The 23,560-nt window shown below is 70.4% G+C and carries 23 protein-coding genes and 5 tRNA genes; 19 read left to right on the top strand and 9 right to left on the bottom strand.

Features of this window, described 5'->3' with window-relative positions:
• Nucleotides 1-17: 17 nt before the first annotated feature.
• The 6 genes from AAC944_RS25855 to AAC944_RS25880 all read right to left on the bottom strand — a co-directional run bounded on the left by AAC944_RS25855 (nt 18) and on the right by AAC944_RS25880 (nt 9,173).
• Nucleotides 18-431, bottom strand: coding sequence for a roadblock/LC7 domain-containing protein (locus tag AAC944_RS25855; RefSeq protein WP_030257992.1), 414 nt, complete (start codon nt 429-431; stop codon nt 18-20).
• A gap of 10 nt (nt 432-441) precedes the next feature.
• Nucleotides 442-3,585: a sensor histidine kinase gene (locus AAC944_RS25860; protein ID WP_030624345.1), complete on the bottom strand. Its 3,144-nt coding sequence runs from the start codon at nt 3,583-3,585 to the stop codon at nt 442-444.
• A gap of 330 nt (nt 3,586-3,915) precedes the next feature.
• The gene (locus AAC944_RS25865) at nt 3,916-4,494 is read right to left on the bottom strand and encodes a GTP-binding protein (RefSeq protein ID WP_030624341.1); all 579 of its coding nucleotides are present in this window, start codon (nt 4,492-4,494) and stop codon (nt 3,916-3,918) included.
• Complete coding sequence (locus tag AAC944_RS25870) at nt 4,475-4,882, bottom strand: DUF742 domain-containing protein (RefSeq protein ID WP_030624338.1); 408 nt, start codon at nt 4,880-4,882, stop codon at nt 4,475-4,477. Before AAC944_RS25870 ends, AAC944_RS25865 begins: the two co-directional genes overlap by 20 nt.
• A gap of 79 nt (nt 4,883-4,961) precedes the next feature.
• Entirely contained in the window at nt 4,962-5,384 is a 423-nt protein-coding gene (locus AAC944_RS25875) for a roadblock/LC7 domain-containing protein (RefSeq protein WP_078888980.1), read from the bottom strand.
• The gene (locus tag AAC944_RS25880; protein WP_030624332.1) at nt 5,385-9,173 is read right to left on the bottom strand and encodes a sensor histidine kinase; all 3,789 of its coding nucleotides are present in this window, start codon (nt 9,171-9,173) and stop codon (nt 5,385-5,387) included.
• 370 nt (nt 9,174-9,543) lie between these two features.
• Between AAC944_RS25880 and AAC944_RS25885 the strand changes: the two genes are divergently transcribed.
• From AAC944_RS25885 to AAC944_RS25935, 11 genes are all read left to right on the top strand, one after another.
• Nucleotides 9,544-9,726 carry a hypothetical protein gene (locus AAC944_RS25885; RefSeq protein ID WP_196943364.1) on the top strand — a complete coding sequence of 61 codons (183 nt, stop codon included), beginning with the start codon at nt 9,544-9,546 and terminating at the stop codon, nt 9,724-9,726.
• Nucleotides 9,727-9,769: 43 nt separating this feature from the next.
• Nucleotides 9,770-9,955 (top strand): hypothetical protein, encoded by a 186-nt coding sequence (locus AAC944_RS25890; protein WP_030624329.1) that lies wholly within the window; start codon nt 9,770-9,772, stop codon nt 9,953-9,955.
• Between the two features lie 120 nt (nt 9,956-10,075).
• Nucleotides 10,076-10,837, top strand: coding sequence for a fumarylacetoacetate hydrolase family protein (locus AAC944_RS25895; RefSeq protein WP_030624327.1), 762 nt, complete (start codon nt 10,076-10,078; stop codon nt 10,835-10,837).
• Nucleotides 10,830-12,311 (top strand): glutamate--tRNA ligase, encoded by a 1,482-nt coding sequence (gene gltX / locus AAC944_RS25900; protein ID WP_078888979.1) that lies wholly within the window; start codon nt 10,830-10,832, stop codon nt 12,309-12,311. The genes AAC944_RS25895 and gltX overlap by 8 nt, the downstream gene beginning before the upstream one ends.
• Nucleotides 12,312-12,404: 93 nt before the next feature.
• Nucleotides 12,405-12,989 carry a Uma2 family endonuclease gene (locus AAC944_RS25905; RefSeq protein WP_030624320.1) on the top strand — a complete coding sequence of 195 codons (585 nt, stop codon included), beginning with the start codon at nt 12,405-12,407 and terminating at the stop codon, nt 12,987-12,989.
• 28 nt (nt 12,990-13,017) lie between these two features.
• Entirely contained in the window at nt 13,018-13,740 is a 723-nt protein-coding gene (locus AAC944_RS25910) for an HAD family hydrolase (protein ID WP_030624317.1), read from the top strand.
• 87 nt (nt 13,741-13,827) lie between these two features.
• A tRNA-Gln gene (locus AAC944_RS25915) sits at nt 13,828-13,899 on the top strand.
• A 58-nt stretch (nt 13,900-13,957) separates the two neighbouring features.
• Nucleotides 13,958-14,030: transfer RNA gene (locus AAC944_RS25920), tRNA-Glu, on the top strand.
• 64 nt (nt 14,031-14,094) lie between these two features.
• A tRNA-Glu gene (locus AAC944_RS25925) sits at nt 14,095-14,167 on the top strand.
• A gap of 35 nt (nt 14,168-14,202) precedes the next feature.
• A tRNA-Gln gene (locus AAC944_RS25930) sits at nt 14,203-14,274 on the top strand.
• A gap of 47 nt (nt 14,275-14,321) precedes the next feature.
• Nucleotides 14,322-14,394 (top strand) — tRNA-Glu (locus tag AAC944_RS25935).
• A gap of 184 nt (nt 14,395-14,578) precedes the next feature.
• Here AAC944_RS25935 and ndgR read toward each other — a convergent pair.
• Nucleotides 14,579-15,295: an IclR family transcriptional regulator NdgR gene (gene ndgR, locus AAC944_RS25940; protein ID WP_030624314.1), complete on the bottom strand. Its 717-nt coding sequence runs from the start codon at nt 15,293-15,295 to the stop codon at nt 14,579-14,581.
• Between the two features lie 172 nt (nt 15,296-15,467).
• On the opposite strand from ndgR, the gene leuC reads away from it, so the two are divergent.
• The 5 genes from leuC (at nt 15,468) to AAC944_RS25965 (ending at nt 18,995) form a co-directional block, all read left to right on the top strand.
• The gene (gene leuC / locus AAC944_RS25945) at nt 15,468-16,904 is read left to right on the top strand and encodes a 3-isopropylmalate dehydratase large subunit (RefSeq protein WP_030624312.1); all 1,437 of its coding nucleotides are present in this window, start codon (nt 15,468-15,470) and stop codon (nt 16,902-16,904) included.
• 5 nt (nt 16,905-16,909) lie between these two features.
• On the top strand, nt 16,910-17,503 hold the full coding sequence (gene leuD / locus AAC944_RS25950; RefSeq protein ID WP_030624309.1) for a 3-isopropylmalate dehydratase small subunit: 594 nt from the start codon (nt 16,910-16,912) through the stop codon (nt 17,501-17,503).
• Between the two features lie 136 nt (nt 17,504-17,639).
• Nucleotides 17,640-17,885, top strand: coding sequence for an SCO5555 family protein (locus AAC944_RS25955; RefSeq protein WP_030267010.1), 246 nt, complete (start codon nt 17,640-17,642; stop codon nt 17,883-17,885).
• Nucleotides 17,886-18,010: 125 nt separating this feature from the next.
• A complete protein-coding gene (locus AAC944_RS25960) occupies nt 18,011-18,700 on the top strand; it encodes an HU family DNA-binding protein (protein ID WP_030624306.1) in 690 nt (229 codons plus the stop codon).
• 91 nt (nt 18,701-18,791) lie between these two features.
• Nucleotides 18,792-18,995, top strand: coding sequence for a hypothetical protein (locus AAC944_RS25965; RefSeq protein ID WP_030624303.1), 204 nt, complete (start codon nt 18,792-18,794; stop codon nt 18,993-18,995).
• 19 nt (nt 18,996-19,014) lie between these two features.
• Here AAC944_RS25965 and cofC read toward each other — a convergent pair whose 3' ends face one another.
• Entirely contained in the window at nt 19,015-19,695 is a 681-nt protein-coding gene (cofC, locus tag AAC944_RS25970; RefSeq protein WP_030624300.1) for a 2-phospho-L-lactate guanylyltransferase, read from the bottom strand.
• Nucleotides 19,696-19,835: 140 nt separating this feature from the next.
• On the opposite strand from cofC, the gene AAC944_RS25975 reads away from it, so the two are divergent.
• The 3 genes from AAC944_RS25975 (at nt 19,836) to AAC944_RS25985 (ending at nt 23,026) form a co-directional block, all read left to right on the top strand.
• Nucleotides 19,836-20,627 carry a lysophospholipid acyltransferase family protein gene (locus AAC944_RS25975; protein ID WP_368396451.1) on the top strand — a complete coding sequence of 264 codons (792 nt, stop codon included), beginning with the start codon at nt 19,836-19,838 and terminating at the stop codon, nt 20,625-20,627.
• The gene (locus AAC944_RS25980) at nt 20,624-21,625 is read left to right on the top strand and encodes an NAD(P)H-dependent glycerol-3-phosphate dehydrogenase (RefSeq protein ID WP_030623704.1); all 1,002 of its coding nucleotides are present in this window, start codon (nt 20,624-20,626) and stop codon (nt 21,623-21,625) included. The genes AAC944_RS25975 and AAC944_RS25980 overlap by 4 nt, the downstream gene beginning before the upstream one ends.
• A gap of 264 nt (nt 21,626-21,889) precedes the next feature.
• Nucleotides 21,890-23,026 carry a D-alanine--D-alanine ligase family protein gene (locus AAC944_RS25985; protein ID WP_030623702.1) on the top strand — a complete coding sequence of 379 codons (1,137 nt, stop codon included), beginning with the start codon at nt 21,890-21,892 and terminating at the stop codon, nt 23,024-23,026.
• Nucleotides 23,027-23,055: 29 nt separating this feature from the next.
• Here the strand turns inward: AAC944_RS25985 and AAC944_RS25990 are convergent, their stop codons facing one another.
• Nucleotides 23,056-23,559, bottom strand: coding sequence for a DUF3515 domain-containing protein (locus AAC944_RS25990; RefSeq protein WP_030623699.1), 504 nt, complete (start codon nt 23,557-23,559; stop codon nt 23,056-23,058).
• Between the last annotated feature and the right edge of the window lies 1 nt (nt 23,560).

Genomic DNA, 23,560 nt, shown 5'->3' on the forward strand with positions numbered 1-23,560 from the left:
AACGCACTGCCTGTCTGTCAGTTGAGAAGACTGCCCTGCAGTTCGGCGCGCAGGTCAGGCGTGAGAACGCTGCCCGCACGGTCGACCAGCAGAGCCATCTCGTAACCGACGAGGCCGATGTCGCACTCGGGGTGCGCCAGTACGGCCAGCGACGATCCGTCCGAGACGGACATGATGAAGAGGAACCCGCGCTCCATCTCCACCACGGTCTGGTTGACGCTCCCGCCTTCGAAGATGCGGGAGGCACCCGAGGTCAGCGAGGTGAGCCCGGAGGCCACCGCCGCCAACTGGTCGGCTCTGTCCCGAGGGAAACCCTCGGACATGGCGAGGAGGAGACCGTCCGCGGAGACCACGACCGTGTGGGACACACCGGGGGTGTTGTCCACGAAGTTGGTGATCAACCAGTTCAGGTTCTGCGCCGCCTGGCTCATCGGGCTCACACTAACGCTCCTGATCGTAGGTGCTGCCGGGGCCGAAGCCCTGTTGGTCATTCTTGGGTGCCTCCATACCGGCACTGCGTCCCTGCTGGATGCCGCGGCGCAGGTTGCTCAGCCTGCCCCGGACGTCCTCGGGCGCACGGGAGACCTGGGGGCCGCCCTGCGGGGTCTGCTCCGCCGCACCCTCGACCAAATTGGCCTTGGGCACCCGCCGGGGGAGGCCGGAGGGAGTGATCCCGCCTGCCTTCGGCTCGCGAAGCTGCTCCGCCCGCTGCCAGCGCTCATCGTTGGCGGTACGCCAACCAAAGCTGTCCTCCGACGCGCTCCGCTGTTGCGGGGGCGACGCCGGCTCCTCGGGCTGCTGCCACTCCCGCTGCCCTTGAGCCTTGTCACCTCCGCGGCGCGGAAGGCCGGCGTCGGTCAGCGAGTGGGTTTCGCTCGGGGTGGGACCCGGACGATCGAATGCTACGCGTTCCTGCGGCTGCGCGGGAGCTTCAGGACCATTGTGGTCCGATTCCGCTTGGCCGCCGAAGTACCCCTGGAACGGCGCCGGTTCGCTCCACGCGGGACGCTGCTGGTCCTGCGCCGGGTACTGCGCCTGTCGGCCGGTGGCGTCCGAAGGACCCTGGTCAAACAGGTTCCGGCCACCGAAGGACGGGTCCTCGTAGGCGCCGGCGGGCTCGGCGTAGGCCTGCCCGGCGGCCTCCTGGGGGGCGTACGGCTGCTGCTGGAAGCCGTCGTACGCGGCGCCCGTGCCCTCCGTTTCGCCGCGCCGGGGGAGCCCGCCGAAGTCCTGCGCCGGTTCCTGCACCGGCTCCTGGCCCTGCTGACCGCTCGCCTGCGCCTCGAGCGCCGCGCGGCGCTCCTCGCGGTGCAGCGAGCGCCCCACGGGGTCGAGCTCCATGCCGTCGCCCGACGGCCGGTACTGGTCGTCGAAGCCGAGCTCGGCGGCGGTACGGATGTCGGGCTGCTGCGGGAACGACTGCGGGTGCTCCGGCATGATCCGGGAGACCGTGAAGTCGTCCTCGAAGCTGTCCTCGCCGCCACCGCCGTGGGTGATCGCCTCCGGCAGCATGACCAGCGAGGTGGTGCCGGCCTGCTCGCCCGAGGGGCGCAGCTGGACGCGGATGCCGTGCCGGTCCGCCAGCCGGCCGACCACGAAGAGCCCCATGCGCTGGGAGATCGCGATGTCGACGGTCGGCGGGTTGGCCAGCTTGTGGTTGATGTCCGCGAAGTCCTCGGGGGTGAGCCCGATGCCCTTGTCGTGGATCTCGATCATCACGCGGCCGTCCGGGAGACGGGTCGCGGTGACCCGCACCTTGGTCTGCGGCGAGGAGAACGTGGTGGCGTTCTCCAGCAGCTCCGACAGCAGGTGCACGAGGTCGGTCACGGCCTGGCCGTGGATCTCGCTCTCCGGGACGCCCTGGAGCTCGATGCGCTCGTAGGACTCCACCTCGGAGGTGGCTGCGCGCAGCACGTCGACCAGCGGGACCGGCTGGGTCCAGCGGCGGCCGGGCTCCTCGCCCGCGAGGATGAGGAGGTTCTCGCCGTTGCGCCGCATACGGGTGGCGAGGTGGTCCAGGCGGAAGAGGTTCTCCAGCTGGTCCGGGTCCGCCTCGTTGTTCTCCAGGTCGGTGATGAGGGTCAGCTGCCGCTCGATCAGGCCCTGGTTACGGCGCGAGAGATTGGTGAAGATCGCGTTGACGTTGCCCCGCAGCAGCGCCTGCTCGGCGGCGAGCCGCACGGCCTCGCGGTGGACCTGGTCGAACGCCCGCGCGACCTCGCCGATCTCATCGGTGGTGTTGATCGGGATCGGCTTGATCCGGGTGTCGACCCGGCCCGGGTCCGTACGGGAGAGCTGGTCGACCAGCATCGGCAGCCGCTGCTCGGCGATGCCGAAGGCGGCGGTGCGCAGCTCCTGCATGTTGCGGGTCATCGAGCGCGCCATCATGCCCGCGATGAGGAAGGCGATGATCAGCGCGCCCAGGGCGACGCCGGAGTCCACGAAGGTGGTCTGCTGCGCGTCCGAGGAGATCTGCGCGGCCTCGGCCACCGCCTTGTCGGCGAGGTCCTTCTCGATGCCCCGGTACATGTCGAACTTGCCGGTGGCCGCCGTGTACCAGGTCTTCGGGGTGATGCCCTTGGCGGCGAGCAACTGCGGCGAGGCGCCGGAGGAGATCGCCTGGACCATCTGGTCCATGGTCGGCGGGGCCTGGAAGGCGCGGCCGGCGGCGGCGGCCTGCTTCTTGGCCTGCGCCGCCTGCTGCTGGGCCTTCTTCTGCAGCGCGGCGGAGTCCTTCTTCAGGCGCGCCACGTCCTCCGGGGTGCCGCCGGAGGTGTACTCGCCGATGGCGATGCCCTCCAGGTAGGCGTACGACGCGTAGGCGGTCAGCTGCTTCTTGCGCTCCTTGGCGTTCGTCGCCGGGTGTACCAGCAGGTGGGTGCCGATGGAGCGCTGGAGGGACGTGGCGGCCTTGGCCAGCGAGACCGCGTAGACCGTACGGCCGTAGGAGGTGATGTTGCCGGTGCCCAGCCCCAGCTCGTTGGAGAACTCCATCAGCGGGTGCTGGACCTCGGTGTAGCCCTCCTCGGTCTGCACGCCGCTGAGCTGCGAGGTGTAGGCGGCCTTGCGCAGCGCGTCGAGCTTGGGCTCGACCTTCTCGAAGACCGCGAGGCGGCGCTTGAGGCCCGGCTTGTCGGGCATGTTCTTGACCGCGTCGTGGAAGTCGGCGGCGGCGGCGTCGGTGTCGGCACGCGCGTCCCGGACGGCCGGGTCGTTCTGCTTGCCCTGGAGGAGCGGCGCCGCGGTGCGGTCCCGCTCGTCGACGAGGGCCTGGCCGTAGGCGGCGGCCGCCTGGACCAGCTTCGCGGTGTTCTCGGCGTCCTGCGCCTCGTTCCAGGTGGAGACCGAGGTGTTCACGCGCAGCCCGGCGAAGATCAGCGCCAGGATGACGGGGAGCAGCAGGATCGCGTTCAGCCGGGTCGCCACGCGCCAGTTGCGCGGGGACAGCCGGTTGCCGCTCACCGGCTGGGCGGTCAGCGGACTTTCAGGCGCGTCGGTAGGCGACGCCGTATGACGCGGCGGCGGTGTGAAGTTGCCCCGCTGCGCCGCCTGCTGCGGCGCGGGGCCCGACTTGCTTCGCCTCACTCGACCAACAACCTCTCGGCGCCGGCACGTATCTCGCTGTGCCGTTTCGTTCTGGGCGTTACCTACTCCGGAGTTCAGCGAATTCCAGCACGTCAGGGCCGCGCGTTCCAAACAGTGCGCACAAGATGAGCAAGGCCCGTGGGGCGCCAGATAAAAGGGGCGTTAAGGGCGAGGCGCGGCAAAAGACGGGGACAAAGTGAACACAGTGAAGCCAGCTGTGCGCATCCGGTGTCGAGGTCCCCGGATTTCTCTGTCGAAACGTTATGAACGCCGGGGCCCGGCGTGTCCAAGGACACAGCGCACCCCGGCGCAACTGTCAGCGCGGAAGCGCTACTTGAGCCGGGCCATCAGGGCGTGCTCGACGAGCGTGATGAGGGCGGCCTTGGCCTCGCTGCGGTGCCGCGCGTCGGTGGTGATGATCGGCGTGTCGGGGCCGATCTGCAGCGCTTCCCGCACCTCGTCGGGGGTGTACGGCTGCGCTCCGTCGAAGCCGTTCAGCGCGATCACGAACGGCAGCCCGCTGTTCTCGAAGTAGTCGACCGCGGGGAAGCAGTCGGCGAGCCGGCGGGTGTCGACCAGCACCACGGCGCCGATCGCACCGCGGACCAGATCGTCCCACATGAACCAGAAACGGTCCTGGCCGGGCGTGCCGAAGAGATAAAGAATCAAATCCTGATCGAGGGTGATACGCCCGAAATCCATGGCGACGGTGGTCGTCGTCTTGTCCTGGACGTGACTGAGATCGTCGATGCCCGCCGAAGCGGAGGTCATCACGGCCTCGGTACGCAGCGGATTGATTTCGGAAACCGCCCCGACGAAGGTGGTTTTGCCCACGCCGAAACCGCCCGCCACCACGATCTTCGCGGACGTGGTCGAACGGGACTCGGCCTCAGAGCTTGCGAAGTCCACTGAGCACCCTCTCCAGCAAGGTCACATCGGGCGTGCCGCCGGCCTCACCGCTGCCGCCGGGCTGGTGGATCGCCACCATGCCGGCCTCGGCCAGGTCGGCGACCAGGATTCTGGCCACCCCCAGCGGTATGTGGAGCAGCGCGGAGACCTCGGCCACCGACTTCACCTCGGCGCACAGCTGGCAGATGCGCTGGTGCTCCGGCAGCAGCCCGGGCAGCTGGGAGGGATCCGCCGTGGTGCTGACCAGCGCCTCGATGGCGAGCTGGTAGCGCGGCCGGGTCCGGCCTCCGGTCATCGCGTACGGGCGGACCAGTGGCTGGTCGCCCCCGTCACCGTACGGCTGGCTGGTATCGCCGTACGGGCCGGGCGAGGCGGGTGGCGGGGTCATGGGTCCTCCGGGCTGGACAACTGGCTGTCGTCGGGTCGGGCCGGTGGGGGGAACTGCGGCACGTGGGTTCGGTGGTGGATCAGTTGAGCAGGCTGCCCTGCAGTTCCGCGCGCAGGTCCGGTGTGAGGACGCCCCCCGCGCGGTCGACGAGCAGGGCCATCTCGTAACCGACGAGGCCGATGTCGCACTCGGGGTGCGCCAGTACGGCCAGCGACGATCCGTCGGAGATCGACATGAGGAAGAGGAAGCCGCGCTCCATCTCCACCACGGTCTGGTTGACGTTCCCGCCTTCGAAGATGCGGGAGGCGCCGGATGTCAGGGAGGTGAGCCCGGAGGCCACCGCGGCGAGCTGGTCGGCCCGGTCCCGCGGGAAGCCCTCGGACATCGCGAGCAGCAGACCGTCCACCGAGACGACCACCGTGTGGGAGACACCGGGGGTGTTCTCCACGAAATTGGTGATCAACCAGTTCAGGTTCTGCGCCGCCTGGCTCATCGGACTCAACTAACGCTCCTGCTGGTGAGTGGGGTCCACGAGGGGGTGCGTGCCGGTGTGCCCGGCCTGCCGGCCCTGCTGGATTCCCCGGCGGAGATTGGTCAGCCGGCCGCGCACGTCGTCGGGTGCACGGGAGACCTGCGGACCGCCCGGACGTTGTTCCTGCTGTGCGGTGCCCGCGACGAGGTTGGCCCGCGGGACGCGGCGCGGCAGGCCCGAGGTGGTGACCCCGCCGGCCGCCGGCTGCCGGACCTGCTCGGCCCGGCGCCACACGTCGTCGTTGGGCGAGGAACGCCACTGGGCCTGCGCCTGAGCGCCGCTGCCGGCCGGCTCGCGCCGCGGCAGCCGCGGGGCCTCGGGGGCGCTCTGCGGGCGGCTCGGGGCTTCCTGTGCCGCGCTGCCGCCCGGCTGGGTGAACCAGTTCGACTCGATCGTGTCGAAGATCGGCGTACGGCCGTCACCGCCCGCGCCGCGCGGCGCGGGGCCGCCGAGCAGGTCGGCGTCGTCCGGCGCGGTGTGCGGCTGCTGCTGCAGCGGGACCTCGCCGGTCCGGGAACCGCGCCCGAAGGCGTCCTCCCGCCCGAAGGCGTCCTCCCGGCCGAAGGAGTCCTCGCGACCGAAGGAGCCGTCCCGGCCGAACGCGTCGTCGCGCCCGAAGGAGTCGTCGCGCCCGAAGGAGTCCGCGTCGTACGCCTGGCCGCCGCGCGCCGGGGCCTCCTCGCCGCGGGCGGGCGCCGGAGCGCTCTCCTCGGCGGGACGGCCGTCCTGCGCCGACTGCGGGGCGAACTCGCCGCTCCACATGGGGCTGGTGGGCCCGGCGGGCGCCGGCGGAGGCGTGGGGGCCTCCTCGGCGGGCTGCCCGGACGACGGGGCCGACGGCAGCGCGAACTCGCCGCTCCACATCGGCCGGCCGCCCTGCGCCGGGACACCGTCGCCGGCCGGGGCGCCGGCGCCGGGGCGCGGGCCCTGGAAGTCGGGACGCTCGAACTGCGCCGTGTCACCGGGCCCGCCGGCCGCCGGCCGCGGGAACTGACCGGTGCTCTCCGGGCGCTCGTACTGACCGGTGGTGTCCGGGCGCTCGTACTGCTCGGTGGTCTCCGCACGGCCGTACCGGCCGGTCGTCTCCGGCTCCTCGTGGCCGCGCGGGTGGTCCTCCTGGCCGCGCCGGGGCGCCAGCGGCCAGTCGTCGGCCGCCTCGCCACGCTCGCGCCGCGCACCCCAGTTGGAGCCGGGCTGCTGCGGGGCGGCGCTGTCCGGGCCGGCCGGGCCGCCGGTCAGCTCGCCGGCCGGGCTCCGGGTGGGCAGCTGCGGGCGCTCGCCGCGCGGCGCGGGCGCGCCGGTGGGCGGGGCGACGGTCGGCTGGTGGCTCGCGGCCGGCGGCCGGCCCTGCTCGGCACCGCGCACCGGCAGCGAGGGCCGGTCCTGGCCGGCGGGGGCCGCCGGCCGGCTGCCGAAGGCGTCGTTGTTCTGCGGACGGGCCGGGGCACCGGGCGCGCCACCGGGAGCACCGCCGGGCGCGCCCGCGCCGGGGCGGGTGGGCAGCGCCGTACGGGGGCCCGCGCCGACCTGGCCGCGCGGCTGGAGACCCGCGAGGCGGCTGGTGTGCTGGCCGCCCTCACCGGCACCGCGGCCGCCCGCGGGCTTGCCGGACTTGCCGCCCTGGCCGGGCTTCTTGCCCGCGCCGCCGCTCTGCGCGACGTCCACCGGCAGCATGACCAGGGCCGTCGTACCGCCGGAGTCCGAGGGACGGAGCTGGACGCGGATGCCGTGCCGCAGGGACAGGCGGCCGACCACGAACAGACCCATCCGGCGGGACACCGAGACGTCCACGGTGGGCGGGCTGGCCAGCCGCTCGTTGATCGCCGACAGGTCCTCGGGGGAGAGGCCGATGCCGGTGTCGTGGATCTCGACCAGGACCCGGCCGTCGGGCAGCGCGTGACCGGTCACCTTGACCTTGGTCTGCGGCGAGGAGAACGAGGTGGCGTTCTCCAGCAGCTCGGCGAGGAGGTGCACGAGGTCGTTGACGACGCGGCCCGCGACCTCGGTGGTCGGCACCGCGCTCAGTTCGATGCGCTCGTACTGCTCCACCTCGGAGGCGGCGGCGCGCAGGACGTCGACCAGCGGGACCGGGCGGGTCCAGCGGCGGCCCGGCTCCTCGCCCGCGAGGACGAGGAGGTTCTCGCCGTTACGGCGCATGCGGGTCGCGAGGTGGTCGAGCTTGAAGAGCGAGGAGAGCTGGTCGGGGTCGGCCTCGCGGGACTCCAGCTCCGAGATGAGCGACAGCTGCCGCTGGATGAGGCCCTGGCTGCGGCGCGAGAGGTTGGTGAACATCGCGTTGACGTTGCCCCGCAGCAGCGCCTGCTCGGACGCCAGCCGGACGGCCTCGCGGTGCACCTCGTCGAACGCCGTGGCCACCTTCCCGATCTCGTCCCGGCTGTGCACGCCGACGGACTCGACGGAGGTGTCGACCTCCTGCGGGTCGGCCTCGGAGAGCTGCTTGACCAGCTCGGGCAGCCGCTTCTGGGAGACGGTCTGCGCGGTGTCCTGGAGGCGGCGCAGCGAGCGGACCATGGAGCGGGAGACGACGAACGCGCCGACCAGCGAGATGCCCAGGACGAGCAGGATCACCGCACCGTTGACGAGGGCGCCGGTGGTGGCGTCGTTGCGCAGCTCGCGGGACTTCTGCTCCATCTGGGAGAGCAGCGTCGTCTCGATGCGCGACATCAGGCTGATCTTGTTGGTGTCGAGGTCGTACCAGTCCAGGTACGACATCTCCTCACCGCGGATGCCCGACTCGGTCTTGAAGCTGCGGTCCGCGAAGGAGTTCGCGTGCTCGATGTCGTCGTTGCCGCTGTCCAGGCCCTCCATGAGGGAGGCGGCGCCGGGGTAGATGTTCGAGAACCGCTTGAGCGCGGACTCCTCGTTGTCCTCGGCGGTACGGCCGGCCAGCCGGTCGTTGGCGGAGAGGTGCGCGTGGCCCTTGTGGGCCAGACCGGCACTGACGAAGGCCCGCTGCATCGACGCGTACTCCTTGGCGGAGGAGAACGCGGCCAGCGAGCGGGTGCTCTGGATCATCTCCGGGTTGCTGGTCGCCTGCGCCATGTCCTGGGAGAGCGCGAGCAGGGAGGTGATGAGCTGGTTGTACGCGCTGATCGTCTGGGCGACGTTCTCCTTGTCGGAGTACGCCTTGTTGCGCACCTCGTTCAGGGTGCCCAGCTGGCGCTGGATGTCGACGATCGTGGCGCGGACGCCGGCCATGGAGCCGCGCGCCGAGTCGATGTCGTCGGTGTGCTCCTTGAACGACTTGACCGCGCGGTCCGTCTCCTCGCGCGGCGCCACGACATCGGTGTCGTCCTTGGTGTTGCCCGAGCCGGCCAGCGGGCCCGCCGAGCGGTCCCGCTCCTCCTGGAGCGCGTCGGCGAGCTCGGTGGCCTGCCGCGTCATCTCCGTCAGGAGCTGCATGCGGTCCAGCTGGTCCATGTTGTCCAGCTCGCTGCTGATCCGCAGGCCGCCCAGCGTGGTGGCGGCGACCACGGGCAGCGCGATCAGAGAGACCAGGCGTGTGCTGATGCGCCAGTTGCGCAGCGACAGACGGGCCCCGGGGCCCGTGGGGCCCTTGGCCTTGGGGCGCTCGGCGGCGGAGTCGCCGGCCGGCGCCGGGTCGGTCCGGTCGGTCGGCAAGGTGCCGCTCGCCGGACCGTTGCTCTGGGCGCGCTGCTGCGAGGAGGCGCGGTCGGTCCCGCCGCGCAGCTCCGGGTCAGCCGCAGCGCTGCCATCCCTCTTGAAACGTCCCTGCACTAGCGTCGCAACCTCTGGACCAGGCGTCCCTCCGCGGTACGGCGGGACGGTGTCGAGTCGTAGGGGGCCGCGGGCCCCATGGCGGTCGTGAGTGTGACCGGTGGACTGCTCCCTCTGGCGAAGAGAGCGGCACCCACCGCGCGGCGCTGCTGTGCGCCCCCTGCGCGCCGTGTGAAACATGCGGCGGTCCGGGGAATTCCAGCACAGTGCCGGAGCGGCAACAAGAGCGGAGCCCCTGGCTGTGACATGTGTGACGCAATGTATGGAGTGAGTAACGAGTCGTAGAAGCGACTGCCCCTTATTACGGACTTTTGTGGGCGTTCCGGTCGCCATAGCGCGTCACCCCCGGTGCGGTAAAGGGGAGTGGAACGTGCGCTTCGATCCGCCAATGTCCGTTTCGCCAACGGTTTTCGATCATGAAAATTGCGGCATTTGCCACACTGTTCGTGAGCAAACTCACATGATGATCGTCGACTTGGCCGCCCTGCGCACGGGAATGGCGCGCATAGCCTTGCCCTTTACAAGGGTGTCGCAATCGCCCAGCGGCACCTGATCGGCAACGACCACCACACGCGAGATACGCGAGGCATTCCGCAGTGAAGACGACGATGATGTTCCGCTCCATAGCCAACCCGCGGCGCACGACCCTGGCGCACCTGAAGGACGCCGAGGACCTGCAGACCGCACCGGCCGAGGACGCCGCCCAGCCGGAGCACGCCGTCGAGCTGCCCACGCAGACCGCCAACCCCCGCCGCACCGTCCTGATGGACGCGCCCGAGTAGGACGCGCCGCACAAAACGGGGCAGCACGCCCCGTACAAAAAGGACAGAGGGCGGGCCGCCGACCCGCGATAGCCTGGGGTGTCCACTCCCGGTAAGAGATCAAGAGGGGCAGCGGCTTCCGTGCGCATCGCCAGATTTTCCATCGACGGCAACGTCGGCTTCGGCGTCGTCGAGGGCAACGACCTCGACGTCATCAAGGGACACCCCTTCGCCGAGTTCGAGCGCTCGGGCCAGAAGGTGCCCCTGGACAAGGTGCGGCTGCTGCCGCCCGTCCTCCCGAACAAGGTCGTGGCCATCGGCCGCAACTACGCCGAGCACGCCAAGGAGCTCGGCAACGAGGTCGACGACGTGCCGGTCGCCTTCTTCAAGCCCTCCACCTCCGTGGTCGGCCCCGGCGACCCCGTCGTGTACCCCTCCTTCTCGCAGGAGGTGCACCACGAGGCCGAGCTCGCCGTCGTCATCGGCCGCATGTGCCGCGAGGTGCCCCGCGAGCGGGTCAAGGACGTCATCCTCGGCTACACCTGCGCCAACGACGTCACCGCCCGTGACGTCCAGAAGCGCGAGGCGCAGTGGGCCCGGGCCAAGGGCTTCGACAGCTCCTGCCCGCTCGGCCCCTGGGTCGAGACCGAGCTGGACCCGAGCGATCTGACCATCCAGTGCACGGTCAACGGCGAACAGCGCCAGCTGGGCCGCACGAGCGAGATGGTCCGCTCGATCGAGGACCTGATCGTCCACATCACGGAGGCGATGACGCTGCTCCCCGGCGACGTCGTCCTCACGGGCACCCCCGCCGGGGTCGGCCCGCTCAACGTCGGCGACGAGGTCGCCGTCACCATCGAAGGCATCGGCACTCTCACCAACAAGGTGATCAAGCGTGGCTAACGCGACCCCCGTCCGCGTACGTTTCTGTCCCTCGCCGACCGGCAACCCCCACGTGGGCCTGGTCCGCACCGCCCTCTTCAACTGGGCGTTCGCCCGGCACCACCAGGGCACCCTGGTCTTCCGGATCGAGGACACCGACGCGGCCCGCGACTCCGAGGAGTCCTACGACCAGCTCCTGGACGCCATGCGCTGGCTCGGCTTCGACTGGGACGAGGGCCCCGAGGTCGGCGGCCCGCACGCCCCGTACCGCCAGTCCCAGCGCATGGACATCTACCAGGACGTCGCGCAGAAGCTGCTGGACGGCGGCTACGCCTACCACTGCTACTGCACCGCCGAGGAGCTGGACGAGCGCCGCGAGGCCGCCCGCAAGGCCGGCAAGCCCTCCGGCTACGACGGCAAGTGCCGCACGGTGACCCCCGAGCAGAAGGCCGCGTACGAGGCCGAGGGCCGCACCTCCATCGTCCGCTTCCGGATGCCCGACGAGACGATCACCTTCACCGACCTGGTCCGCGGCGAGCTGACCTTCACCCCGGAGAACGTCACCGACTACGGCATCCTCCGGGCCAACGGCGCGCCGCTCTACACCCTGGTCAACCCGGTCGACGACGCCCTGATGGAGATCACCCACGTCCTCCGCGGCGAGGACCTGCTCTCCTCCACCCCGCGCCAGATCGCGCTCTACAAGGCGCTCATCGAGCTGGGCATCGCCCAGCAGATCCCGGCCTTCGGCCACCTGCCGTACGTCATGGGCGAGGGCAACAAGAAGCTCTCCAAGCGCGACCCGCAGTCCTCGCTGAACCTCTACCGCGAGCGCGGCTTCCTCCCCGAGGGCCTGCTGAACTACCTCTCGCTCCTCGGCTGGTCCTTCTCCGAGGACCAGGACCTCTTCTCCATCGACGAGATGGTCGCGAAGTTCGAGATCGAGGACGTCAACGCCAACCCGGCGCGCTTCGACCTCAAGAAGTGCGAGGCGATCAACGCCGACCACATCCGCATGCTGGACGTGAAGGACTTCACCGAGCGCTGCGCCCCCTGGCTGCGGGCCCCCTTCGCCCCGTGGGACGAGGCGGACTTCGACCAGTCGGTGTTCGACGCGATCGCCCCGCACGCCCAGAGCCGTCTGAAGGTCCTCTCCGAGATCACCGACAACGTCGACTTCCTCTTCCTGAAGGAGCCGGTCTTCGACGAGGCGTCCTGGACCAAGGCGATGGGCAAGGGCGACCCGGTGGCCCTGCTCACCACCGCCCGCGCCAAGCTGGAGACCGCGGACTGGTCGAGCCCCGAGTCCCTCAAGGAGGCCGTCCTGGCCGCCGGCGAGGAGCACGGCCTCAAGCTCGGCAAGGCCCAGGCCCCGGTCCGCGTGGCCGTCACCGGCCGCACGGTCGGCCTCCCCCTCTTCGAGTCCCTGGAGATCCTGGGCAAGGACCGCACGCTGGCGCGCGTGGACGCCGCGCTGAAGAAGCTGGGCGCGTAACGGCCCGGCTTCGGAAGGGGGCGCCGACCCGTGCCGGGCGGCGCCCCCTTTTCGTTCTCCCGGCGAAGGCACCGGCGCCCCGGGAGGCACCCCATGCACACATCCGTCGGCCGTCCGCACATGCTGGTCTGCGAATTCGAGGAGCTGGCCCGCTGCGCGTACCGGACCGCCGAGAAGCTGCGTCTGGAGTTCCTCGGCGGACGGCTGGGGGTCAAGCCCAGGCCGGACGGGAACCACAGCGAAATGTTCGCCTGGCTCTACCGCCTGTGCTGGGAGCACCGCCCGGAACTGGGGCTCTACGCCTTGCGGGGCCTCGAGGTCGAGGCGCATGGCGAAGGCCGGGTGTGCCCCGCGGGCGTCCTGGCGGAGCTGGAGTCCTTCGTGGGGGACGGTGACTGGTCCGACCCCGGCCCTGTCCCGATGGCCGTCGAGGTGACGGCGTACGACGCGGACGCCGACCGCCGAGACCGGATGGACAAGCCCCGGGCGTACGCCGAGACCGGCATCCCCGTCCACCTGCTGATCGACCGGGACAGCTGCGAGCTCAAGGTTTTTTCCCAGCCGGACGGTATCCGCTACGAGCGGGTGCAGATCACCCCGTTCGGCAAAGAGGCCCACCTCCCCGACCCCGTGGACCTCACCCTCGACACCGAGCCCCTGAAGAACTGGGTCTCCTGAGCCCGCCACCCCCGGTAACGTGCGCGGTATGCCGATACGCGCGGTCCTCTGGGACGTCGACGACACGATCTTCGATTACGCGAGTGCCGACCGTGCGGGGATGCAGGCGCATCTCCTCGCCGAGGGCCTGACCGACGGATATCCCTCCGTCGACCAGGCCCTTACCCGTTGGAAGGAGCTCACCGAGCTGCACTGGCGGCGGTTCGAGGCCGGCGGCCTCACCTTCGAGGCGCAGCGGCGGGACCGGGTGCGCGACTTCCTGGATGCGCCGGCGCTGACCGACGAGGAGGCCGACGACTGGTTCGGGCGGTACCTCGCGCACTACGAGGCCGCCTGGGAGCTCTTCCCGGACACCCTGCCCGCCCTGGAGCTGCTGGCGGCGGACTACCGGCACGCGGTGCTCTCGAACTCCTCCGTGCGCAACCAGGACCGCAAGCTGCGCGTACTCGGAGTACGCGACCGTTTCGAGGCGCTGGTGTGCGCGGAGGACCTGGGGATCGCCAAGCCCGCCGCAGAGGCCTTCCACGCCGCGTGCGAGGCCCTGGGACTGCCGCCCGCCGAGGTGGCGTACGTGGGCAACGAGCCCGACATCGACGCTCGTGGGGCCGTGGCCGCGGGCCTCACCGGCATCTGGCTGGACCGCCGGGGACTGGGCGGCCGGCCCGAGCTGGTCCGGATCACCGGCCTGAACCAGTTGCCCGGCCTGCTGCGCGGCGATACGCGTTTTGGAGCGCCGGACACCTTCGGGTAATGTTCTTTCTGCGCCGCCCGAGAGGGCCGAGAGGCCCGGCCGGGAAGCGCAAGCCGAACAAAATCCCCGTAGGGGGTTGCGTTTTGGTGGCCTATGGTGTAATTGGCAGCACGACTGATTCTGGTTCAGTTAGTCTAGGTTCGAGTCCTGGTAGGCCAGCAAGAGATCATCTTTTGCGTCATCGCACGTCGAAGCACGTCTCTTGATTGCAGTGCAAGCCCCCGTTGTGTAGCGGCCTAGCACGCCGCCCTCTCAAGGCGGTAGCGCCGGTTCGAATCCGGTCGGGGGTACAGATCCTTGCAATCCACCACCTTCGGGTCGCTCCCGGATGCGGTGATGATGAGGATCGCTAGGGCCCCCGTTGTGTAGCGGCCTAGCACGCCGCCCTCTCAAGGCGGTAGCGCCGGTTCGAATCCGGTCGGGGGTACTGGTGGACCGGTCCTGGATTGGTCTACACCACCATGGCCTATGGTGTAATTGGCAGCACGACTGATTCTGGTTCAGTTAGTCTAGGTTCGAGTCCTGGTAGGCCAGCGCAGTTGAGCAGGTGAACTGCACCATCTGCTGAAAGCAGCAGACCAGCCCCCGTTGTGTAGCGGCCTAGCACGCCGCCCTCTCAAGGCGGTAGCGCCGGTTCGAATCCGGTCGGGGGTACAGAAGAAAGGCCCTTCACTTCGGTGAAGGGCCTTTTTCGTATCCCGGTGCGTATCCCGGACGAGCGGTACCTGTCCGCCGTGCGGGACCATGGCTGTCACGGGTCTCGTGCCACAACAGAAGAGAGCGTGCGACCCCCTGCCTGCCGTCGGCGGCGTTGGCGACGACAGGCGCGGGGGAGAGGTCAGCTCGTACGACGAAGGGCCTCGCTGAGGCGCGCGGCGGCGTCGATGACGGCCTGGGCGTGCATCCGCCCGGGGTGGCGCGTCAGGCGCTCGATCGGCCCGGAGACGGACACGGAGGCCACCACGCGGTTCGAGGGGCCGCGTACGGGCGCGGAGACCGAGGCCACGCCCGGCTCCCGCTCGCCGATCGACTGGGCCCAGCCACGGCGCCGTACGCCCGAGAGCGCGGTCGCGGTGAAGCGCGCCCCCTGGAGGCCGCGGTGCAGCCGCTCAGGCTCCTCCCAGGCCATCAGGATCTGCGCGGAGGAGCCCGCCTTCATCGGGAGCGTGGAGCCCACCGGGACGGTGTCCCGCAGGCCCGAGAGCCGCTCGGCGGCGGCCACGCAGATCCGCATGTCGCCCTGCCGGCGATAGAGCTGGGCGCTCTCGCCCGTCACGTCGCGCAGATGCGTGAGCACCGGTCCCGCCGTGGCCAGCAGGCGGTCCTCGCCGGCCGCCGCGGCCAGCTCCGACAGCCGCGGCCCGAGGATGAACCGGCCCTGCATGTCCCTCGCCACCATCCGGTGGTGTTCCAGTGCTACCGCAAGCCGGTGCGCCGTGGGGCGCGCGAGCCCGGTCGCTCCGACCAGCCCGGCGAGGGTGGCCGGACCGGACTCCAGAGCGCTCAATACCAGAGCCGCCTTGTCGAGAACGCCGACGCCGCTAGAGTTGTCCATGCAACGATACTCGCGTCTCACACTGTGAAACGCAAGTTCAATTTTCTGCGGAAGTCGCCACTCTTGATGCGAGGCCCTGGACCGGGGCCCGTGTACCGCCCGGTACGAGGGGTACGAGCGGCGCGCAATCAGACGAGTTGGGCCGGCGAAGCGGCCGGCCGGAGGGACAGCGATGGGACGGACACTCGCGGAGAAGGTCTGGGACGACCACGTCGTCCGGCGCGCGGAAGGCGAGCCCGACCTCCTCTTCATCGATCTGCACCTGCTGCACGAGGTGACCAGCCCGCAGGCCTTCGACGGCCTGCGCAAGGCCGGCCGGGCGGTGCGCCGTACGGACCTCACCCTCGCCACCGAGGACCACAACACCCCCACGCTGGACATCGACAAGCCCATCGCCGACCCGGTCTCGCGCACCCAGCTGGAGACCCTGCGCAAGAACTGCGCGGAGTTCGGCGTCCGGCTGCACCCGCTGGGCGACGTCGAGCAGGGCGTCGTCCACGTCGTGGGACCCCAGTTGGGACTGACCCAGCCGGGCACCACCGTGGTCTGCGGTGACTCCCACACCTCCACCCACGGCGCCTTCGGCGCGCTGGCCTTCGGCATCGGCACCAGCCAGGTCGAGCACGTGCTGGCCACCCAGACGCTGCCGCTCTCGCCCTTCAGGACGATGGCCGTCACCGTCGAGGGCGAGCTGCCCGACACGGTCACCGCCAAGGACCTGATCCTCGCCATCATCGCGAAGATCGGCACCGGCGGCGGCCAGGGCTACGTCATCGAGTACCGCGGCTCCGCCATCGAGAAACTCTCGATGGAGGCCCGGATGACCATCTGCAACATGTCCATCGAGGCGGGCGCCCGCGCCGGCATGATCGCCCCGGACGAGACCACCTTCGCCTACCTCCAGGGCCGCGACCACGCCCCCAAGGGCGCCGACTGGGACGCGGCGGTCGAGTACTGGAAGACGCTCCGCACGGACGAGGACGCGGTCTTCGACCACGAGGTCGTCATCAACGCCTCCGAGCTGGCCCCGTTCGTCACCTGGGGCACCAACCCCGGCCAGGGCGCGCCGCTGTCCGAGCGGGTCCCCGACCCGGCCTCCTACGAGGACGCTTCGGAGCGCTACGCCGCCGAAAAGGCCCTGGAATACATGGGGTTGACGGCCGGTCAGCCGCTGCGCGACATCAAGGTGGACACCGTCTTCGTAGGTTCGTGCACCAACGGCCGCATCGAGGACCTGCGCTCCGCCGCCGCCCTTCTGAAGGGCCGCAAGGTCGCCGACGGCGTACGGATGCTCATCGTCCCCGGGTCCGTCCGGGTGGCGCTGCAGGCCGTCGAGGAGGGCCTGGACAAGGTCTTCACCGCGGCCGGCGCCGAGTGGCGGCACGCGGGCTGCTCCATGTGCCTGGGCATGAACCCGGACCAGCTGGCCCCGGGCGAGCGCTCCGCCTCCACCTCCAACCGCAACTTCGAGGGCCGGCAGGGCAAGGGTGGCCGCACCCACCTGGTCTCGCCCCAGGTCGCCGCCGCGACGGCGGTTCTCGGCCACCTGGCGTCCCCGGCCGACCTGTCCGACGCCGCCGTCCCCGCGCCCGCGCCCGCTGGAGTCTGAGAACGATGGAAGCTTTCACCACCCACACCGGCCGGGCCGTCCCGCTGCGCCGCAGCAACGTCGACACCGACCAGATCATCCCCGCCCACTGGCTGAAGAAGGTCACCCGGGACGGCTTCGAGGACGGGCTCTTCGAGGCCTGGCGCAAGCAGCCCGACTTCGTCCTCAACCAGGACGCGTACCAGGGCGCCACCGTCCTGGTCGCCGGCCCCGACTTCGGTACCGGCTCCTCCCGTGAGCACGCCGTCTGGGCGCTGCAGAACTACGGCTTCAAGGCCGTCATCTCCTCGCGTTTCGCCGACATCTTCCGCGGTAACTCCCTCAAGAACGGCCTGCTGACGGTCGTGCTGCCGCAGGAGACCGTCGAGGCGCTCCAGCAGCTGGCCGAGGCGGACCCCACCGCCGAGGTCACCGTCGACCTGGTGAACCGCGAGGTCCGGGCCGAGGGCGTCAAGGCCGGCTTCGAGCTGGACGAGAACGCGCGTTGGCGGCTGCTGGAAGGGCTGGACGACATCAGCCTCACCCTCCGGGAGGAGGAGGCCATCGCCTCGTACGAGGCGAACAGGCCGTCCTTCAAGCCGCAGACGGTAGTGGCCTGACCTCGGGATTTTCTGGCTGAAAGACATCTTGCATACGATGCGCTCCTTGCTACTTGGCAAGGGGCGCTTCGTCTTGTTGAGTGGCGTGTTGAGGCCCCGTGAAGCGACAACTCACCGCAGATGGCACAATTAGCGCATGGAACGCGACGGCCAACTGGAGCTCTACGGTCTCGTCGCCGACCGCCTCAAGGCCGCACACACAAGAGTGCGGACACTGCAAGTCCCGGAGGGCGTACGGATGGCGCTGACCCGGAAGCTGCTCGTCATCACGGCTGCGGCGAAACACGATCTCGCCGGCGCGGCACGGCGTCTGGAGCGGTTCATGAACGACCTCGACGAAGGCCGTTATCCCGAAGATGTCGATGCCGACGGAACTCCGTGACGGTCGAGTTCGTTGCGGCACAAGGGTGATTAGCCCGTTTCGTGTTTGATTTGCGGTATATATCTGCCTAACGTGCGAAAAAGCTTGAACACATTCGTTCCAGCAATGTCTCCGAAGGGGAAGACGTGAACAAGGCGCAGCTCGTAGAAGCCATTGCCGACAAGCTCGGCGGACGTCAGAACGCCGCGGACGCGGTCGACGCGGTCCTGGACGCCATCGTCCGCGCCGTGGTCGGCGGCGACCGCGTTTCGGTCACCGGATTCGGCTCGTTCGAGAAGGTCGACCGCCCGGCCCGTTACGCCCGTAACCCGCAGACGGGTGAGCGGGTACGCGTGAAGAAGACCTCCGTGCCGCGATTCCGCGCAGGACAGGGCTTCAAGGACCTGGTCAGCGGCTCGAAGAAGCTCCCGAAGAACGACGTGGCCGTCAAGAAGGCCCCCAAGGGCAGCCTTTCGGGCGGCTCCTCGACCCGTACCACCGCCAAGGCCGCCGCCAAGAAGGCCACCGCCAAGAAGTCGGCGGCGAAGAAGACCACCACGGCGGCGAAGAAGACCACCGCGGCGAAGAAGACCACGCCCGCGAAGAAGACCACCACGGCGAAGAAGGCCACCACCGCCAAGAAGGCGACCCCGGCCAAGAAGACCGCCACCACCGCCAAGAAGACCACCCCGGCGAAGAAGACGGCGACCGCGGCGAAGAAGACCACCGCCAAGAAGACCGCACCGGCCAAGAAGGCCACCGCGAAGAAGGCGCCGGCCAAGAAGACCACCGCCCGCAAGACCACCGCCAAGAAGACCACCGCGCGCAAGCGCTGACCGTCCGGCGGAACCTCGCGACGGGCCGGGCTCCCCTGGGGAGCCCGGCCCGCGGTGCGTCGTCCACGCCCCTCCCGATTAGGCTCTGACCATGCAGGCCACCGCATACACCTACGACGCCGACAGCCGCACGGGCAGCGTGCTGCTCGACGACGGCACCCCGCTGCCCTTCGACGCCACCGCCTTCGAGGCGGGCGGCCTGCGGCTGCTCAGGCCCGGCCAGCGGGTCCGTATCGACGTGACGGAAGAGGCCGGGGAGCGCCGGATCACCCTGGTCACGCTCCAGACCTTCTGAGCGGCCTGCCGGGCCCCGCTCAGGCCCCCTGCGCGCCCAGCGCCGCTATTCCCGCCGAGATGGCCGCCGTGTGCCGGGCCGTCCGCGCGCCCACGCCCAATTCCAGCGCCGCCCGGAGATCCTCCGGTGTGTCCACGTCCTGCCGTACGGACCGCACGTCGGACAAAGTGATCTCCTGAGCGCCGGAAGCCGTGTGACGGGCCCGCGAAGCGCCACCGAATGCCGGTGCCAATTCCGTCCCCGGCGCGGCCGTCAGCAGCGTCGTACCGATTTCCGCCGCATCCGCGAGAAATGCGCGGGGAAATTGTGCGGCCGCCGTGAGCACCCGTTCCAGTTCCGCCGGGCGCAGCGCGGGCAGGTCCGCGTTCAGCGCCGCCACCGCAGCATCCGGACGCTGCGCACGCACCGCCCGCGCCCCGTACGCGATCGCCGGATTCAGCCCCGCCGCCGGTACATCGGCCACAATCCGCGCCCCCAGCGCCGCGAGACCCTCACCGGCCAGCGGATCGTCCGTGACAACCGCCACACCGCTCACCACCGGGCACTCCAGCGCCGCAGCCACCGTGTCCAGGGCGAACGCCAGCGCCAACCGGGGCCGGAAGCGGGCGTCCGCCGCCGCGGACAGCCTGCTCTTGGCCCGCACCAGCGGTTTCAGGGGCACCACCAGGCTCCACACCGCGTCCGCTCCTTCTTCTCGCATCGGCAGCATTGTCACCCGCTGCCGCCGTCCACAGCAGGGCGCGGGGTTACGGTGTCCTCGACAGACCGGGTACCGGGGGCGACACTTGTGCGGCTGCCGGGTCGCCGCAGCTCAGCAGTTCCCACAAGGAGGGTGTCCGAGTGTCCCGCCACAGAATCGGCTTCTGGTACCGCCTCGCCGCGGTCATCGCAAAACCGCCGCTCGTGGTGCTGTTCAAGCGGGACTGGCAGGGAATGGAGAACATTCCGGCCGAAGGCGGATTCATCACCGCGGTCAACCACAACTCGTATCTCGACCCGCTCTCCTACGCGCACTATCAGTACAACAGCGGACGGGTCCCGCGTTTCCTCGCCAAGGCCGGCCTCTTCAAGGGCGGCTTCGTCGGCGCGGTCATGCGCGGCACGGGACAGATCCCCGTGTACCGCGAGTCCACCGACGCGGCCACCGCCTTCCGGGCCGCCGTGGACGCCATCAACCGGGGCGAGTGCGTCGCCTTCTACCCCGAAGGCACCCTCACCCGGGACCCCGACATGTGGCCCATGCAGGGCAAGACCGGCGCCGCCCGGGTCGCGCTGCTCACCAAGGCACCCGTCATCCCGGTCGCCCAGTGGGGCGCCAACGAGGCGATGCCGCCGTACGCCAAGGAGAAGAAGCTCCGCCTCTTCCCGCGCAAGACACTGCGCGTGAAGGCGGGCCCGCCGGTCGACCTGGACGAGTTCTACGGCCAGGAGCCCACCGCCGAGGTGCTGCGCGCCGTCACCGACCGCATCATGGCAGCGGTGACCGCCATCCTGGCCGAGGTCCGCGACGAGCCCGCGCCCGCCGAGCCGTACGACCACCGGAAGGCACGCGCCGAACAGCGCCGCAAGACCCAGCAGATGCAGCGGCGGGACGACGCGTCCGGCCGTACTCAGGAGGATGAAGGCAAGTGACGCGCTGCGCCGTCTACGGCACGGGGTCGTGGGGCACCGCATTCGCCATGGTGCTGGCCGACGCGGGCTGCGAGGTGACCCTGTGGGGCCGCCGCCCGGAGCTCGCCGAGGCCGTCAACACGACCCGCACCAACCCCGACTACCTTCCGGGTGTGGAGCTGCCGCAGACCGTACGGGCCACCACCGATCCCGCCGAGGCCGCCGAGGGCGCGGAGTTCGCCGTGCTGGCGGTGCCTTCCCAGACGCTGCGGGCCAACCTCGCCGACTGGGCGCCGCTGCTGCCCTCCGACACCGTCCTGGTGTCCCTGATGAAGGGCGTCGAGCTCGGTACGGCCAAGCGGATGAGCGAGGTCATCGAAGAGGTCGCCAAGGTGCCCGCCGGGCGGGTGGCCGTGCTGACCGGACCGAACCTCGCCAAGGAGATCGCCGCCCGGCAGCCCGCCGCCGCGGTCGTCGCCTGTACCGACGAGGCCGTCGCCACCCGCCTGCAGGCCGCCTGCCACACCCCGTACTTCCGCCCGTACACCAACACCGACGTGGTGGGCGCGGAGCTGGGCGGCGCGGTGAAGAACGTCATCGGGCTCGCGGTCGGCATCGCGGACGGCATGGGGCTGGGCGACAACGCCAAGGCGTCGCTGATCACGCGTGGTCTCGCCGAGACCAGCCGGCTCGGCCTCGCGCTGGGTGCGGACCCGGCCACGTTCGCGGGGCTGGCGGGCATGGGCGACCTGGTCGCCACCTGCTCCTCACCGCTCTCCCGCAACCACACCTTCGGCACCAACCTCGGCCGCGGCATGACGCTGGAGGAGACCATCGCCGTCACGAAGCAGACGGCCGAGGGCGTGAAGTCGTGTGAGTCGGTGCTGGATCTGGCCCGCCGGCACGGGGTGGAGATGCCCATCACCGAGACGGTGGTGAACATCGTCCACGAGGGCAAGCCGCCGCTGGTGGCCCTGAAGGAACTGATGTCGCGGTCGGCGAAGCCGGAGCGGCACTGAACCGGTGGTTTTCCACAGGCCCTGACGAACCGGAGCTTGTCCACAGGCCCCCACGGCCACGCACCGTGAGCGCTACCTTCGCGGCATGTGTGGTGGAGGTGGGGGAGGGGCCTTGGCCACGGGTACGGGAGCTCTCCCGCTGGTCCGGGGAGAGGGAGGGGCCCTGCCAGGGACGCGGGGGACGCGGGGGCCTGGCCCATAGAAGCGCCCCACGCCGCCCAGGACGTTCGCATCGGCCGTACCAACAGGTAGTCTCGGTCCGATATGAGCAGCGAGACCTCCTCCCAGAAGCCCCGCGTCGCCGTCGTGTTCGGCGGGCGCAGCTCCGAGCACGCCATCTCCGTGGTCACGGCGGGCGCCGTCCTGAGCGCCATCGACCGCGAGAAGTACGACGTGCTGCCGATCGGCATCACGACGGACGGCCGCTGGGCGCTGACCGCCGACGATCCGGAGCGGATGGCCATCACGGACCGGAAGCTGCCGAGCGTCGCGGAGCTGGCCGAGTCCGCCGACGGCGCCGTGGTCCTGCCGGTCGACCCCACCACCCGTGAGGTCGTCTACAGCGAACCCGGCGCGGTGCCCAAGGCCCTCGGTGACGTCGACGTGGTCTTCCCCGTGCTGCACGGCCCGTACGGCGAGGACGGCACCCTCCAGGGCCTCCTGGAGCTGTCCGGCGTGCCCTACGTGGGCTCCGGCGTGCTCGCCTCGGCCGTCGGCCAGGACAAGGACTACATGAAGCGGGTGTTCGCCTCCTTCGGGCTGCCGGTCGGCCCGTACGAGGTCATCCGCCCGCGCGAGTGGGAGCAGGACCCCGCGGCGGCACGCAAGAAGATCGTGGACTTCGCCGGTGAGCACGGCTGGCCGCTGTTCGTGAAGCCCGCCCGCGCCGGCTCCTCCATGGGCATCTCCAAGGTGGACGATCTCGCCGGGCTGGACGAGGCCATCGAGGAGGCCCGCCGCCACGACCCGAAGATCCTGGTCGAGTCGCTGCTGAGCGGCCGCGAGATCGAGTGCGGTGTGCTGGAGTTCGAGGACGGCCCCCGGGCCAGCGTCCCCGCCGAGATCCCGCCGGTCACCGCGCACGACTTCTACGACTTCGAGGCCAAGTACATCGACTCGGCCACCGGACTGGTGCCCGCGCCGCTCACCGAGGAGCAGACCGCGCGCGTCCAGGAGCTGGCCGTCGAGGCCTTCGAGGCGGCGTCCTGCGAGGGCCTGGTGCGCGCCGACTTCTTCCTGCAGGACGACGGCGAGTTCGTCATCAACGAGATCAACACGCTGCCCGGCTTCACGCCCATCTCGATGTACCCGCGGATGTGGCAGGAGTCCGGCGTGAGCTACCCCGAGCTGGTGGACCGGCTCATCCAGGCGGCGCTGCGCCGCTCCACGGGCCTGCGCTGAGGCTGGGCCGCTCCCGGTCGGGGCGTGACCTACACGACCCCGACCGGCACGGTCTTCTTCACGGCCGATGCCAGGTCGGTGAGGACGTCGACCTCGGGCGCGTACGTCCCCGGCACCGTCACCTCGACGTACGCCCGGCGCAGCACGGTCGTGAAGCGATAGCCGTCGTCCTGCTTCTCGAAGACCCACTCGACGCCGTTGATTTTCGCCGCGTCCTGCAGCGGGTTGTAATGTTCATTACCACGCTGCAGGACCTCGGGCTTCGGCACGCCGCAGCGCAGACGCACGGCGGGCGTCCCCCACACCGCGGTGAAGTCGGAGACGGGATCGGCGGTCCGCCGCTTCAGGCCGTCCACGGCGTCGGGCAGTTCTCCGTGCAGCGCCCGGCAGAGCCGGGCGGGTTCCCCCTTCGGGGCGGGAACCGCCACGCTTGCCGAGTCGTCGGACGGGGCACAGCCCACCGCGGTGATCAGCACGGCGAGCAGGGGCGGAGCGAGTGACCGGCGGGGCGAGGATTTCACCCGGCCGAGCATA

This window comes from Streptomyces sclerotialus (assembly GCF_040907265.1).
In the GTDB taxonomy this organism is placed as follows: domain Bacteria; phylum Actinomycetota; class Actinomycetes; order Streptomycetales; family Streptomycetaceae; genus Streptomyces; species Streptomyces sclerotialus.

Bases quoted from the DNA above. Each gene is read 5' to 3' on its own strand.
- AAC944_RS25855 (WP_030257992.1), bottom strand. From the start codon at position 431: ATGAGCCAGGCGGCGCAGAACCTGAACTGGTTGATCACCAACTTCGTG.
- AAC944_RS25870 (WP_030624338.1), bottom strand. From the start codon at position 4,882: ATGACCCCGCCACCCGCCTCGCCCGGCCCGTACGGCGATACCAGCCAG.
- AAC944_RS25905 (WP_030624320.1), top strand. From the start codon at position 12,405: ATGCACACATCCGTCGGCCGTCCGCACATGCTGGTCTGCGAATTCGAG.
- AAC944_RS25910 (WP_030624317.1), top strand. From the start codon at position 13,018: ATGCCGATACGCGCGGTCCTCTGGGACGTCGACGACACGATCTTCGAT.
- ndgR (WP_030624314.1), bottom strand. From the start codon at position 15,295: ATGGACAACTCTAGCGGCGTCGGCGTTCTCGACAAGGCGGCTCTGGTA.
- leuC (WP_030624312.1), top strand. From the start codon at position 15,468: ATGGGACGGACACTCGCGGAGAAGGTCTGGGACGACCACGTCGTCCGG.
- leuD (WP_030624309.1), top strand. From the start codon at position 16,910: ATGGAAGCTTTCACCACCCACACCGGCCGGGCCGTCCCGCTGCGCCGC.
- AAC944_RS25955 (WP_030267010.1), top strand. From the start codon at position 17,640: ATGGAACGCGACGGCCAACTGGAGCTCTACGGTCTCGTCGCCGACCGC.
- AAC944_RS25965 (WP_030624303.1), top strand. From the start codon at position 18,792: ATGCAGGCCACCGCATACACCTACGACGCCGACAGCCGCACGGGCAGC.
- cofC (WP_030624300.1), bottom strand. From the start codon at position 19,695: ATGCGAGAAGAAGGAGCGGACGCGGTGTGGAGCCTGGTGGTGCCCCTG.
- AAC944_RS25985 (WP_030623702.1), top strand. From the start codon at position 21,890: ATGAGCAGCGAGACCTCCTCCCAGAAGCCCCGCGTCGCCGTCGTGTTC.
- AAC944_RS25990 (WP_030623699.1), bottom strand. From the start codon at position 23,559: ATGCTCGGCCGGGTGAAATCCTCGCCCCGCCGGTCACTCGCTCCGCCC.